The organism is Thermocrispum municipale DSM 44069, from assembly GCF_000427825.1.
GTDB classification, from domain to species: domain Bacteria; phylum Actinomycetota; class Actinomycetes; order Mycobacteriales; family Pseudonocardiaceae; genus Thermocrispum; species Thermocrispum municipale.
The window spans coordinates 32,248-46,180 of record NZ_ATYT01000009.1 but is presented as its reverse complement, the minus strand read 5'-3'; the positions used below and the strand labels follow the sequence as shown (position 1 = coordinate 46,180).

General features: G+C 69.0%; 13 protein-coding genes. 11 read left to right on the top strand and 2 right to left on the bottom strand.

The genetic code is table 11. The features are described 5' to 3' along the window. The first annotated feature begins 12 nt into the window (after positions 1-12). From YWM_RS23200 to pstB, 11 genes are all read left to right on the top strand, one after another. On the top strand, positions 13-1,098 hold the full coding sequence (locus YWM_RS23200; protein WP_052344782.1) for a lactonase family protein: 1,086 nt from the start codon (positions 13-15) through the stop codon (positions 1,096-1,098). Next, positions 1,095-2,378, top strand: a complete 1,284-nt coding sequence (locus tag YWM_RS0111030) for an extracellular solute-binding protein (RefSeq protein WP_028850772.1) — start codon at positions 1,095-1,097, stop codon at positions 2,376-2,378. Before YWM_RS23200 ends, YWM_RS0111030 begins: the two co-directional genes overlap by 4 nt. Further along, positions 2,378-3,331 carry a carbohydrate ABC transporter permease gene (locus YWM_RS0111025; protein WP_052344781.1) on the top strand — a complete coding sequence of 318 codons (954 nt, stop codon included), beginning with the start codon at positions 2,378-2,380 and terminating at the stop codon, positions 3,329-3,331. The genes YWM_RS0111030 and YWM_RS0111025 overlap by 1 nt, the downstream gene beginning before the upstream one ends. Beyond that, positions 3,328-4,161, top strand: a complete 834-nt coding sequence (locus YWM_RS0111020; protein WP_245566003.1) for a carbohydrate ABC transporter permease — start codon at positions 3,328-3,330, stop codon at positions 4,159-4,161. Before YWM_RS0111025 ends, YWM_RS0111020 begins: the two co-directional genes overlap by 4 nt. Further along, positions 4,158-5,636, top strand: coding sequence for a beta-N-acetylhexosaminidase (locus YWM_RS0111015; protein WP_028850769.1), 1,479 nt, complete (start codon positions 4,158-4,160; stop codon positions 5,634-5,636). The genes YWM_RS0111020 and YWM_RS0111015 overlap by 4 nt, the downstream gene beginning before the upstream one ends. Before the next feature lie 242 nt (positions 5,637-5,878). Further along, positions 5,879-6,610 (top strand): DUF4386 domain-containing protein, encoded by a 732-nt coding sequence (locus tag YWM_RS0111010; RefSeq protein ID WP_084612328.1) that lies wholly within the window; start codon positions 5,879-5,881, stop codon positions 6,608-6,610. A 146-nt stretch (positions 6,611-6,756) separates the two neighbouring features. Then, positions 6,757-7,485 carry a response regulator transcription factor gene (locus YWM_RS0111005; RefSeq protein WP_084612327.1) on the top strand — a complete coding sequence of 243 codons (729 nt, stop codon included), beginning with the start codon at positions 6,757-6,759 and terminating at the stop codon, positions 7,483-7,485. Positions 7,486-7,764: 279 nt separating this feature from the next. Continuing rightward, positions 7,765-8,859, top strand: a complete 1,095-nt coding sequence (gene pstS, locus YWM_RS0111000; protein ID WP_028850766.1) for a phosphate ABC transporter substrate-binding protein PstS — start codon at positions 7,765-7,767, stop codon at positions 8,857-8,859. A 266-nt stretch (positions 8,860-9,125) separates the two neighbouring features. Continuing rightward, complete coding sequence (gene pstC, locus YWM_RS0110995; protein ID WP_043660649.1) at positions 9,126-10,061, top strand: phosphate ABC transporter permease subunit PstC; 936 nt, start codon at positions 9,126-9,128, stop codon at positions 10,059-10,061. Then, complete coding sequence (gene pstA, locus YWM_RS0110990) at positions 10,061-11,131, top strand: phosphate ABC transporter permease PstA (RefSeq protein ID WP_156914744.1); 1,071 nt, start codon at positions 10,061-10,063, stop codon at positions 11,129-11,131. Before pstC ends, pstA begins: the two co-directional genes overlap by 1 nt. 21 nt (positions 11,132-11,152) lie before the next feature. Beyond that, on the top strand, positions 11,153-11,932 hold the full coding sequence (gene pstB, locus YWM_RS0110985) for a phosphate ABC transporter ATP-binding protein PstB (protein WP_028850763.1): 780 nt from the start codon (positions 11,153-11,155) through the stop codon (positions 11,930-11,932). 42 nt (positions 11,933-11,974) lie between these two features. Here the strand turns inward: pstB and YWM_RS0110980 are convergent, their stop codons facing one another. Together YWM_RS0110980 and YWM_RS23195 are read right to left on the bottom strand one after the other, a co-directional pair. Then, the gene (locus YWM_RS0110980; RefSeq protein WP_028850762.1) at positions 11,975-13,018 is read right to left on the bottom strand and encodes an MBL fold metallo-hydrolase; all 1,044 of its coding nucleotides are present in this window, start codon (positions 13,016-13,018) and stop codon (positions 11,975-11,977) included. 171 nt (positions 13,019-13,189) lie between these two features. Beyond that, entirely contained in the window at positions 13,190-13,810 is a 621-nt protein-coding gene (locus YWM_RS23195; RefSeq protein ID WP_052344780.1) for a TetR/AcrR family transcriptional regulator, read from the bottom strand. Positions 13,811-13,933 lie beyond the last annotated feature (123 nt).

The window sequence follows — 13,933 nt, the reverse complement described above, 5'->3', positions numbered from 1 at the left end:
GGTGTGCACGGTATGGCCAGGCGAACGTTCCTGGGCGCTTCCGCGAGCGCTGCCCTGGTCGGTGGGGCCGCGAACGCTCGTCGCGAGCTCACCGTCTACCTGGGCAGTTTCACGTCCGGGGACCGTCCGGGCGCGGGGTTGCAGCGCGCGGTGGCCGATCCCGTGTCGGGCAGGCTCGACGTCGGCGACACGATCCCAGGGCTGCCGGACGCCTCCTGGTCCGTCTTCTCCCATGACGGCCACGTCCTCTACGTCACCAACGAACTCACGGACGGCCGGATCGCCGCGGTCGACGTGGCAAGCGGCGCGGTGCGGAACACGCAGCCGACGCACGGGGAGGCCCCGACCCATACCAGCGTGCACGGGCAGTTCCTGCTCACCGCCAACTACGGATCCGGGTCGGTGGTCGTGCACCCGCTGCTCGACGACGGCCGGATCGGCGAGGCCACCGACGTCCAGACCCACGACGGCCCGGAGCCGCACGCGCACCAGGTGCTGCCCGATCCCAGCGGCCGCTGGGTGGTGGCGGTCGACCTCGGCGCCGACTCGGTGTACGTCTACGGCCTCGACACCGACACCGGGAAGCTGCACAGGCACTCCCAGCTGCGGATGCCCGAGAAGTACGGCCCGCGACATCTGGCCTTCCACCCCGACGGCGAGCGCGCCTACATCCTGGGCGAACTCCGCTCGGAGATCACCGTGGCGGCGTGGGACGCCCGAGCCGGGACGTTCACCGCCGGGCAGGTCGTCTCCACCCTCGGGGATGCGCGGCCGCCGGAGAACTATCCCGCCGAGCTGCAGGTATCGGCGGACGGGCGCTTCGTCTACGCGTCCAACCGCGGCCACGACAGCATCGCCACGTTCGACATCACCGACGACGGCGACCTCGCCTTCGTCGACACCACACCGTGCGGCGGCTCGTGGCCGCGGCACCTGACCATCGACCCCACTGGCCGCTGGATCTACGTGGCCAACCAGCGGGAGCACGTCGTCGCCTGGCTGCCCCGCGACCCGAACACCGGCCGGCTCGCCGCACCCGCGGGCACCGCGGCCGTCGATTCCGCCTGTTTCGTGCTGTTCGAAAGGAGCTCGAGATGAAACGTGCGGCCCTGCTGGCCCTCGTCGGTGCGCTGGCCATCGGCTGCGCGCCACCGCAGGCTTCCCACGATCAGCCGCAAGGAGCGGGGGAGAAGACGGGCGAACTACAGGTGTGGCTGTTCGCCGAGCCCAACGACGAGCCGAAGGAGAAGGTCGTCGCGGAGGCGAAGAAGGAGTTCGAGGCGGCCCACGACGGCGTGACGGTCAAGGTCGAGTACCTGCCGGTCGACGGCCGCGCCAACCGGTTCAACGGCGCGTTCAACGACAGCAACAGCTCGCCGGACGTCGCCGAGTTCGGCAACACCGACCTGGCGGGCTACGTCGCCTCGAACGGGTTCGCCGACCTGACCGACGAGCTGGCGAAGTGGCCGGAGGCCAAGGACCTGGTGCCGAGCGTGCTCGACACCGCCAAGGTCGACGGCAAGGTGTACGGCATCCCGTGGTTCACCGGCACCCGCGCGCTGTTCTACCGCACGGACGTGTTCGACGAGCTCGACCTCGAGCCGCCGACGACGCTGCCGGAGGTGGCCGAGGTGGCCAGGGCGATCCGGAAGGCGAAGCCGACGATGTACGGCATCGCCACGGGCGGCAAGTCGCTGTACTCCGCGCTGCCCTACGTCTGGGCCTACGGCGGCGACATCGCCGAGCAGAAGGACGGCAAGTGGACGGCCACGCTGACCGCACCGGAGGCCAAGGAAGGGCTCGAGCGCTACGCCGAGCTGATCTCCGACGACATCTGCCCGCCGTCGGCGTGCGCGCAGATGACCGGCAGCGACGCGGTTGCCGCGTTCGCCGCGGGAAAGGCGGGCATGGTCATCGGCGGTGACTTCAACCTGCCCGCGATCGACGCCGGGGCGGTGAAGGGCAAGTACAAGGTCGTCCCACTGCCCGGCACGGAAACCGGCTCGATCGCTCCGCCGTTCGCCGGCGGCAACCTCATCGGCGTCTTCCGCGCCAGCAAGAAATACGGGCTGGCGGTCGAGTTCGCCAAGCTGCTGGCCGGCAAGAAGTACCAGCAGAAGATGTACGACGCGATGGGCACGCTGCCGACGTTCGGCGATGTCCAGTCGAAGCTGGTGGCCTCGGACAAGTCGCTCGAGCCGTTCGTCGCCTCGGTCAAGGCGGGCACGAAGTTCGTGCCGGCCACCCCGGCGTGGACGAAGATCGACGCGCAGGGCATCCTGCCGACCGCGATCCAGCAGATCGCCACCGGCGAGCAGAGCGTCGACGAAGCCACCAAGGCGGCGGCCGCCGAGATGAACAAGGCCTTCGGTGGCTGATGACGGTCGTCGGTGAGCGGCGGCCCGCCGGCCCGGTGACGAGCAAGGCCACCGAGCGGGTCGGCGACGGCCGCGCGGCGGTGCGTTACCTGCTGCCTGCCGGGGTGCTGCTGTTGGCGGTGCTGGCGTATCCGCTGTATCAGCTGGTCCAGATCTCGCTGTACGACTACAACCAGCCGCAGGCCAGCGGTGCCGCGCCGCTGCGGTTCCTCGGCCTGGACAATTACGGCGAGCTGCTGGGCGACCCGCAGTTCTGGAGTGTCCTGCTGGCCACGGTGGTCTTCGCCGCCGTCTGCGTGGCGGGCAGCCTGCTGGTCGGCACCGCGCTGGCCGTCGTCGCCAGCCGGGCCCGGCCGATTCCGCGCGCGATGCTGTTCCTGGCCGCGCTCGGCGCGTGGGCCACCCCGGCGATGGCGGGTTCCTACGTCTGGTTGTTCCTGTTCGACGCCGACCTCGGCCTGGTCAACGAGGTGCTCAGCGGCCTCGGGTTCACCGGCATGGAGGGTCACTCGTGGATGTACCAGCGGTACTCGGCGTTCGCCGTCGTGGCGCTGGAGATCATCTGGTGTTCGTTCCCGTTCGTCATGGTGACCATGTACGCGGGCATCAAGGGCATCCCGGCCGAGGTGATCGACGCCGCCCAGCTGGACGGCGCCTCGTGGCGGCGCATCGCGACCCAGATCATCCTGCCGATGCTGCGACCGCTCATCGTGATCGCCACGATCCAGTCGATCATCTGGGACTTCAAGGTGTTCACCCAGATCTACGTGATGACCAACGGCGGTGGTGTGGCGGGCCGGAACCTGGTGCTGAACGTCTACGCGTATCAGAAGGCGTTCGCCGGTGAGGAGTACGGCATGGGCGCCGCCATCGGTGTGGTGATGACCGCGTTGTTGCTGATGATCACCGTGCTGTACCTGCGCGCGCAGCAAAAGGCCGGGTGGTCGGCGTGAAGTCGCGGATCTCCGATGCGATCTGCGTGATCGCGGCGATCCTGGTCGCCGTCCCGCTGTACTGGATGGTGCTGTCGGCGTTGAAGCCCGAGGGGGAGATCCGCTCGGATTCGCCGCGCCCGTGGACGCTGGAACCCACGCTGGATGCGTTCCGGCGCGTGCTCGACGTGGAGGGCTTCGGCCGGTACTTCCTCAACAGCGCGATGGTGGCGTTGCTGGTGGTCGGCGGGTCGATCGTGCTGTCGTTCCTGTCCGCGGTGGCGCTGACCCGGTTCGCGTTCAAGGGGCGGACCGTGCTGCTGGTGATGCTGCTGGTGGCGCAGATGGTGCCGGTGGAGGCGCTGACCATTCCGCTGTTCTTCCTGGTGCAGTCCGTCGGCGAGGTGGCCCCGGCGTTCGGGCTCAACCAGCTCGCGCCGCTGGTGCTGGTCAACCTGGCGTTCAGCCTGCCGTTCGCGATCTGGATGCTGCGCGGCTTCGTCGCCGCGGTGCCGCGCGAGCTCGACGAGGCCGCGACGCTGGATGGCGCCAGCCGCTTCCAGTACGTGTGGCGAGTGCTGTTTCCACTGGTCGCACCCGGTTTGGTGGCGACGAGCGTGCTGTCGTTCATCCACTCGTGGAACGACTTCCTGTTCGCCAAGACGCTGATCTACTCCAGCACGGACAACCGCACGCTGCCGCAGGCACTGTTGGTCTTCTACCAGCCGGACGAGCAGGACTGGGGCGCGATCATGGCCGGCTCGACGCTGATGACCATCCCGGTGTTGATCTTTTTCGTGCTGGTGCAGCGCCACTTGGTGAGCGGACTCGCCGGGGCGGTGAAGGGATGACGCCGATGGATGGGTTGGTGCCGCGACCGGTCCGGGTCGACCCGGCGCCGGGCGTGTGCGAGCTGGACGATCTCGTGGTGCCCGTGGTCGTGGATCCGGCCGCCGGGCTGCCCGCCGAGGGGTATCGCATCCGCATCGCGCCGAGCGGGGTGCACGCGGTCGCCGCCGACGAGGCGGGCAAGCAGCACGCCGAGCAGACCCTGCGGCAGCTCGCCGGACCGGAGACGTTCCGTGCCGCGAACATCCACAGTGGACGGTGGGTGTTGCCGTGCGGCGAGATCGTGGATCATCCGCGGTTCGCCTGGCGCGGATGTCTGCTGGACGTGGCGCGGCATTTCCAGCCGAAGGCGGCCGTGCTGCGGTTCATCGATCTGCTGGCTGCGCACAAGCTCAACGTGCTGCACCTGCACCTGACCGACGACCAGGGCTGGCGGATCGAGGTGCCGGAATACCCGCGGCTGACCGAGGTCGGTGGGTGGCGGGAAGGTTCGTGGGTCGGGCGGCCGCCGGACGGCACCGAGGAACACGACGGACGCCCGCACGGCGGGTACTACACCACCGGCGACCTGCGCGAGATCGTGGCGTACGCGCGCGAGCGTGCGGTCACCGTGGTTCCCGAGGTGGACATCCCCGGGCACAGCCAAGCCGCGATCGCCGCTTACCCCGAGCTGGGCAACACCGGGGCAGCGCTCCCCGTGCGGACCGCATGGGGCATCAGCGAGCACGTGCTCAACGCGGAGGAGTCCACGGTGGCCTTCTACCGCCGTGTGTTCGAGCACCTCGTCGACATCTTCGACGGCCCGGTGATCGCGGTGGGCGGCGACGAGGTGCCGACGGTCGAGTGGCGCGAACACGCCGCTGCGCGGGCCGCCGAACTGGGGTTGTCGTCGCCGGACGACTTGCACGGCTGGTGGATCGCGCAGATCGCCGGGCATGTGGCGGGTCTGGGACGCCGACCGCTGGCCTGGGACGAGGCGGTCGACGCCGGTCCGCTGCCTCCGGACACGATCGTCGCCTCGTGGCGCGGCGAGCACGGTGGGATCGCGGCGGCGCAGGCCGGGCACGACGTGGTGATGTGCCCGGAGCAGCACGTCTACCTCGATCACCGGCAGTCGGACCGTCCCGACGAGCCGATCCCGGTGGGGTACCTGGTGCCGCTGCGGAAGGTGTACCAGTACGAGCCGATTCCCGACGGAATGCCGGAGACGGTCCGTGAGCGGGTGCTGGGTGCGCAGGCGCAGGTGTGGACCGAGCACCTGGACAACCCGCGCCGGGTCGACTACGCCGCCTTCCCACGGCTGGCCGCGTTCGCCGAGGTGGTGTGGTCGCCACCGGAACGGGAGTACGACGAGTTCGAACGGAGACTGGTGCGGCACCACCTGCCCCGGCTGGACGCGCTCGGGGTCGAGTACCGGCCGCTCGAGGGGCCCCGGCCGTGGCAGACCAGGCCGGGGGTGCCGGGCCGCCCGCGCTGAGCACGTGTCGAGCGGCTTGGCCCGACAGCCGGGCCTCGCGCTGGGCGGCGGGACCGGGCTGTCCTTCGCGCGGGCGGTGGGGGCCGTGGTTTGCGTGGATGTGGCGGGAGAGGGCCGTCCTTCGCGCTGGGCGGCGGGGCCGTGGTTTGGACGGCCCGGACCTGGCTGTCGGGGGCGGTCGAGTAATGGGCCGCGACGGTGCGACGAACATCTTCCGAGGGCAACGACCCGATCGGAGACGCATGGCACGAGCCCGGACCGAAACCGTTGTGGGGCTGACGGCGCGCGATGCGCGGAGCGCCGCCCGGGTCGCCGGTGCGCTGCATCTGGTCACGTTCATCGCGGGCATCCCGCCCGCGCTGTTCCTCTACAGCGACCTCATGGCCGACGGGGCCGACGCGCTGACGGCGAGCACGAACAGCGGCATCCGCTGGGGCGCCTTCCTCGACGTGATCAACGCACTCGCCTGTGTCGGCACGGCCGTGGTGCTGTTCCCGGTGCTGCGACGATGCCGTGTCCGCTTCGGCGAAGCCGCGGCGCTGGGATTCGTCACGCCCCGGGTCATCGAGGCGACGGTCATCCTCGTCGGTGTTCTCAGCCTGCTGTCCTTGGTCGTGGTCCGGCAGGATCTGGACGCTTCATCGGCAGCGCTCGGGCAAACCCTGCTCGCCGTCCATGACTGGACGCTGATTCTGGGCCCGGGCCTGATCCCGGCGCTCAACGCCGCGCTGTTCGCGTCGGTGCTGTACCGGGCCGATCTGGTACCGCGCATCATCCCGACCCTGGGACTCATCGGCGCCCCCCTGTTGGCGACGGCGGCGTCGCTGTCCATCCTCGGGGTCAACGAGCCCGGCACGGTCCTGTCCGATGTCGCGGTTGCGCCGATCTTCTTCTGGGAACTGTCGGTCGGCATCTACCTGCTGGTCAAAGGCTTCAAGCCGACCGCGGTGGCGGCGTTCGCGGTAGATCGGTGACACCGCACCGCCGACGTGCAGCGCGGCATCGGTGACCAGCCGCCAGGTTTTTGCCTTCCGTTCACCTCGACTCCGGCCGCCGGCTACTACGGCTTCCTAGGGTGCGGGTCGTCCCGTCGGCCGGACCGAGACAGTGAGGTGGGCTGATGGCCGAAGCGGTGATGGCCCGGCCGCCGGTGATGCGTGCCCGCTGCACGCACCGGCTGGTCGTGCTCGTGGTGGAGCAACGTGCGCGCGTGCGGGCCGACCTTGCCGAGATCTTCGCCGGGCAGCCGATCACCGTCGTCACCTGCGACGACGTCGCCCGCGCGCTGCTTGCCGTCGGACGGATGAACCCGGACGTCGTGCTGCTCGGCCCGGTCGCCGGGCGGCTGGACGCCACCGACTTCCTGCGTATCGTGCGCGCCGACGACCCCGCGCTGCCGATCGTGGCCGGAGCCGATGGCGCGGACACGTTCGCCGCGCGCGCCGCCGCCTCCGGTGCGACGGTCGTTCTCCGCAGGCCGTACCGAGCGACGGAGCTGTTCGCGCTGCTGAGCGGGCTGACCGGACCGGAGCACGCCCCGATCCAGCCGCCGATCGAACTCGGCAGGCTACGCGTCGACGGCTCGTTGCCGCGCATGTGGATCGACGGCACGATCGTCACCCTGCCGCAGATGGAATACCGGCTGCTGCGCTACCTCGCCGAACGAGCGGGCCAGGTGGTGCCCCGAACCGAGCTGATCGAAGCCCTGTGGGGAACGCAGGCACCGAGCAGCAATTCGCTCACGGTCCACATCATGCGGCTGCGGAAACGGCTGGCCGATCTGGCCGAAGGGGAGTGGATCCGCGCCATTCGCGGGCACGGGTATTTGTTCGGCATACCGGCCGATTGAGCTCGCCGACACCCGTTCATCCGCGCGTCGGCTACTTTCCGTCGGCGACAATCCTTCTGCCCGGGGATAGTGCGTGAGCAGTCGTCTTCGTAAGCTCGAAGTGCCAGTCGGCCGCGGCAGGATTCCCGTCCCCTTTCGTTCACCCAGCATTCATTTCTGCGGTCCTGGCACGTTCATTTCGCGGCCCTAGCGTCGGCGCTGTCAGAACCAATGACATCTCGGCATCACGACACCCGAGTCGTGTCGGTCTGTCGGACCCGATCTGCGAAAGAGGTCAACGTGAATCGCACCAGCCTGGGCCGCGCCATGGTGTTGCCTGCGGTCATCGCGCTCGTCGTCGGGGTGGCGGCATGCGGTGCTGCGAACGAGCCGTCTTCCTCCGGCGGCGGGAAATCGGAACTGTCCGGAACGATCAACGGCGCGGGAGCCAGTTCGCAGGAAGCCGCGCAGCAGGCGTGGGTCGCCGGGTTCACCAAGGCCAACCCGGACGTGACGGTCAACTACGACCCGGTCGGTTCCGGTGGCGGTCGTGAGCAGTTCGTCGCGGGCGGCACCGACTTCGGCGGCACCGACGCGTATCTGGACGACGACGAGCTGGCCGCGGCCGAGAAGCGCTGCGGCGGCAAGGTCCTGGAGATCCCGGCCTACATCTCGCCGGTCGCGATCATCTACCACGTCGAGGGCGTCGACGAGCTGAACCTGCGGCCGAGCACCATCGCGAAGATCTTCAACCAGAAGATCACCAAGTGGAACGACCCGGAGATCGCCAAGGACAACCCGGGCGTGCAGCTTCCCGCGCTGGACATCACGCCGGTGAACCGGTCCGACGAGTCCGGTACCACGGAGAACTTCCAGGAGTACCTCAAGGCCGCGGCGGGCGAGGACTGGCCGTACGAGCCGAGCGGTGACTGGCCGGTGGCCGGCGGCGAAGCTGCCGGTCAGACGGCCGGCGTGGTCAAGGCGGTGCAGGGCGGCAACGGCACCATCGGCTACGCCGACGCCAGCCAGGCAGGCGAGCTCGACACCGCCAAGGTCGGCGTCGGGGACGAATTCGTCGAGTACTCGCCGGAGGCTGCCGCCGCGATCGTGGACGCGTCCGAACGAGTCGAGGGCCGTGGTGACACCAGCTTCGCGTTCGACATCGCCAGGGACACCAAGGACGCGGGCGCGTACCCGATCGTCCTGGTCTCCTACCTGGTGGCGTGCGCCGAGTACGACGACAAGGCCAAAGCCGAACTGGTGAAGGCGTACCTGTCCTACGTGGTCAGCGAGGAGGGGCAGAAGACCGCGGCGGAGAACGCCGGATCCGCGCCGATATCCGACGAACTGCGCGCGCAGGTGCAGTCGGCGATCGACGGCATCTCCGCGAGCTGAGCCACGTCTGCGGGCGGGCCGGTCGAAAGCAGGGGGCGACCGGCCCGCCCGCGGACCCCCGGTGCTCTGCCCGCGGACCTGCCGGTGACTTGCCCGCGGGCCCGCCGGTGACGAGCCCGCGGACCTGCCGGTGACGAGTCCGCGGACCTGTCGGTGACGAGTCCGCGGCCCGTACCGCAGACCCGCCGGTGACTTACCCGCCACCGACCCGCGGGCCACTCCGCCGCCCCGAACTCACCCGCCCCGCCCGTGAGAAAGGATTCCTGGTGCCCGTCAGCGAGCGAACCTCGCGCTCCCGCGTCCGCGCCGGCGACCGGGTCTTCGCAGGCCTGTCCACCGGCGCAGGTGCATTGATCCTCGCCGTCCTGGCGGGGGTGGCCACGTTCTTGCTGGTCGAGGCGTGGCCCGCCGTCGTGGCGCCGTCCGCGGACATCCCCGGCGGCCAGGGCATCACCGTCTACATCTGGCCACTGCTGTTCGGCACGGTGCTCTCCGCCGTGCTGGCGTTGCTGATCGCGGCGCCGCTGGCCGTGGCCATCGCCTTGTTCATCACGCACTACGCGCCGCGGCGGCTGGCCCAGGGCCTGGGTTATCTGATCGATCTGCTCGCCGCCGTGCCCAGCATCGTCTACGGGCTGTGGGGGTTGGCGGTCCTGGCGCCGGCCACGGTCGAGGCGAGCACGTGGCTGTACCAGAACCTCGGCTGGATCCCGTTGTTCGCCGGGCCGCCGTCGTCGACCGGGCGCACGATGCTGGTGGCCGCGCTGGTGCTCGCCGTCATGGTGCTGCCGATCATCACCGCGGTCGTCCGTGAGGCGTTTCTGCAGACCCCGCGCCTGCACGAGGAGGCGGCGCTGGCGCTGGGCGCGACGCACTGGGAAATGATCAGGATGACCGTGCTGCCGTTCGGCCGGTCGGCGATCATCGGCGCGTCGATGCTCGGCCTGGGCCGCGCGCTGGGCGAGACGATGGCCGTGGCCATGGTGCTGTCCGTCTCCGGCGGGGTGAGCATCAACCTGATCAGCCGGAGCAATCCGTCGACCATCGCGGCCAACATCGCCCTCGACTTCCCGGAATCCACCGGCATCGCGGTGAACACCCTCATCGCCTCCGGTCTGGTGCTGTTCGCCGTCACGCTGGCGGTGAACATGCTGGCCAGGGTCGTGATCAACCGGCGGCGCGACTTCTCCGGAGCCAACTGATGAATCCGTCGACCAGGACAGACCTTGAGGCCGCGTTGTCCGACCGGCCGCTCACCCAGGGCTCACTGCCGCGACGCGCGCCGTGGATCACGCTGGCCGCCGCGATCGTCATCGGCCTGGTCCTGACCAGCTTCGGCGTGGCGACCGGCTTGGCGGCACTGGTCACCGCGGTGCTGTACGGCGTCACGATCTTTGCCTGGTCGCTGGCCGTCGAGGGGCCCCGCAAGGCCAAGGACAGGGTGGTCGCCGCGGCCGTGACCTCGGCGTTCCTGCTCGCGTTGGCGCCGCTGATCTCCGTGGTGGTCACCGTGATCAGCAACGGTGTCAACCGGCTGGACGCGGAGTTCTTCACCTACTCGATGCACGGCATCGTCGGCGAGGGTGGCGGCGTCTATCACGCGATCACGGGGACGTTGTTGATCACGGCCGTGGCCACTGTGATCTCGGTGCCCATCGGCCTGCTGTGTGCGATCTACCTGGTCGAGTACGCCACGGGCAGGCTCGGCCGGGCGATCACGTTCTTCGTCGACGTGATGACCGGTATCCCGTCGATCGTCGCGGGGCTGTTCGCCTACGCGTTGTTCGCGCTGTTCTTCGGGCCGGGCGTGCGCATGGGTGTGATGGGTGCCGTCGCGTTGAGCGTGCTGATGATTCCGATCGTGGTGCGGTCGGCAGAGGAAATGCTCCGGCTGGTGCCCAACGAATTGCGCGAGGCGGCCTATGCGCTCGGTGTGCCGAAATGGCGGACGATTCTCAAAGTCGTCCTGCCCACGGCGATGGCCGGTATCGCGACCGGGGTCACGCTGGCCATTGCGCGGGTGATCGGGGAAACCGCACCACTACTGGTCACCGTCGGCATCACCACCGGTGTGAACATGAATCCGTTCGACGATCGCATGGCCACGCTTCCGGTGTTCGCCTACCGGCAATTCTCCAGCCCCGGAATTCCGCCGGAGCCTGCGATCGACCGGGCATGGACCGCGGCGTTGGTGCTGATCGCCGTCGTCATGCTGCTGAATCTGGCCGCCCGGCTCTTCTCCCGACTGTTCGCCCCGAGATCCCGCGCGTGACCACCACGAGGAAGGACTGCAGTGGCTAAGCGCATCGACGTCGCCGACTTGAACATCTACTACGACAAGACCCTGGCCGTGCAGGACGTCTCGCTGTCGATCGAGCCGCGGTCGGTGACCGCGTTGATCGGGCCGTCCGGGTGCGGGAAGTCCACGTTCCTGCGCTCGCTCAATCGCATGCACGAGCTGATTCCCCGGGCCAGGGTGGAAGGCAAGGTCATGGTGGACGGCCAGGACCTGTATGCGCCGGACGTGGACCCGGTCACCGTGCGCAGCCACATCGGCATGGTGTTCCAGCGGCCCAACCCGTTCCCGACCATGTCGATCTACGACAACGTCGCCGCCGGCATCAAACTCAACGCGAAGCGGATGCCCAAGAGCGAACTCGACGACATCGTGGAGCGCTCGTTGCGCCAGGCGAACCTGTGGGACGAGGTCGCCGACCGCCTGCACAAGCCGGGCTCGGGCCTGTCCGGCGGACAGCAGCAAAGGCTGTGCATCGCGCGCGCCATCGCGGTGCAGCCGGACATCCTGCTGATGGACGAGCCGTGCTCGGCGCTGGACCCGATCTCCACCCAGAAGATCGAGGACCTCATCGGGGAGCTGAAGGCCGACTACACGATCGTCATCGTCACCCACAACATGCAGCAGGCGGCCAGGGTCAGCGACGTCACCGGGTTCTTCAACCTGCGCGGTGTCGGTCAGCCAGGGCACCTGGTGGAGATCGGCGACACCGCGACGATCTTCTCCGCGCCGTCGAACAAGGCGACGGAGGACTACATCTCCGGACGCTTCGGCTGACCCGGGGGGAGGGCAGCGCCGGGGTCGACGGGCCGCCGCGCCTCAGGCCGACTTCTTGACCGGCACGTACCGTCGGGTCCGGTCGCGGTCCTCGACCTTGACCCGGCCGAGCAGGTTCAGCACGTCGAGGTGAGCGTCGACCTCGACCACCGCGGACATCTGATGTTCGGTCTCCAGCTCCTCGAGCCGCCGACCCTTCCGCGTCCACGGCATCGCCCGCGCCACATCGTACGCCGTCCGCGCGCCGGCGTGCAGCTCGTTGAGCACCACCTCAAGCCGCTCGCGATGGTGGTCGAGCAGCTCGTCGACCCGGCGGTGCGCGCTTTCCGTCACCGGGCCGTGCGCCGGGAGCAGGGCCGCGTCCGGCTGAGACCGGATCAGCTTCAGCGAGCGCAGGAACGACCGCAGTGGCTGCTCCTCCGGCGCCCACTCGAAGCCGAGCGACGGCGTGATGCGCGGAAGGATGTGGTCGCCGGAGAACAAGACCTGCGCCTCGTCGTGCCGGAAGACGATGTGCCCGCGGGTGTGGCCCGGCGTGTGCACCGCCTGCAACGTGCCCTCGGCGAGTTCGACGACGTCCCCGTCGTGCAGCCATTCGTCGGGCAACCCGTACGGCATCTCGGCTTCGTCGTCGGGCACTGCCGTCCCGCTGATGCGCTGCGCCAGGTCACCGGCGCCGCAGCGCACGAGCCGCTGGGCGTGGTTGGGGAACCGGCTGGTGCTGCGGAAGAACGACTCGATGCTGTGCCGCTCCTCCCATCCCAGCAAGAGGTTGATCCGCAGTTCGTCGCGCCACTGGTAGGCCTGCGTGTAGTGGTCCCAGTGGTGGTGCGTGGCCAGACACAGCCGGACGTCGGACGGCTTGTGGCCGAGCTGTCGCAGCGCGGCCTGCATGGTCTGCTGGGTCTCCGGTGACGCCCAGCCCGGGTCGATCACGACGAGCCCGTCGCGGCCTTCCATCACATAGGCGTTGACCGCCGTCAGGCCGTCCATCGGCAGGGGCAACGGCACCCGATACACGCCGGGAACCACCGGATACGCGCCGGGTTCCGTCCAGTCGTCGGGTTGAGCCAACAGTGAAGTCATTGCCCCTCCTTGGGGAGGGATTCTAGTGGCTATTCAGTTAGCCGAGGCCCGCTGGTGGCAAGTATCACCGAAGGTGGCAGTGCCCGGAGCTGGGCGCATGAGCTCGATGGAACGGCGGCTCGACCAGGTCTCGGCCGGTCATTTCGAGGCGGCGTACCGACCCCGTCGAAGTCAGTCGTCGCTGGCGTCCGGTGGCGTCAGACCCCACAGGAAGATGCGTCGCACGTCATCAGCGATACGCGCTGCGTCCTCCGGGTTGCCGCTGTAGGCGTCCACGACCCACGTCGTCGCGCCCGCCCAGGTGCTGACCACGACCTTGGGATCGCAGTCGACGATCGAGCCGTCCTTGATGCCGTCCGCGACCACCGCGCGCAGCCGGTCCCGGCGTTCCTTGCGGCGCTTGGTGATGTGCTCGAAGTAGTCCGCACTCAACGCTCTCGCGTCGTCGAGCGGAACCGCTGGCACCGATCCTTGTAGCTGCATGAGCAGGTAGCGGTGGAAGTACGTCTCCAGCGCTTCCCGCCCGGTCTCGGCCGACTCGATCGACTCGGTCAGCGCCTGGTCGGCGGCATCGAACACGGCCAGCAGGCATCGGTAGAGGATTTCCTGCTTGCTGGCGAAGTAGTAGTAGATGGTCGGCTTCGTCACGCCGAGCGCGGCCGCGATGTCCTCGAGCGAGGTGTGCGCGAACCCCTTGGTCCGGAACAGGGACGCGGCCGCGTGCAGGATCACTTCTCGCTTGTTCTGGTGCTGGCGGTCGCGGTCGAACGCCGCCAATGCCGATTTCGTCACGCCTTTCCTCACGTCCAGCCCTGCTCGAAGACAGCTTCAGCGTAGACGGGCCCGCCGGTGCATGTGCGGATCCGCTCTCGGGGTGTGGCCTACCCTACAGTAAATAGTCTTACTTGACAGTAA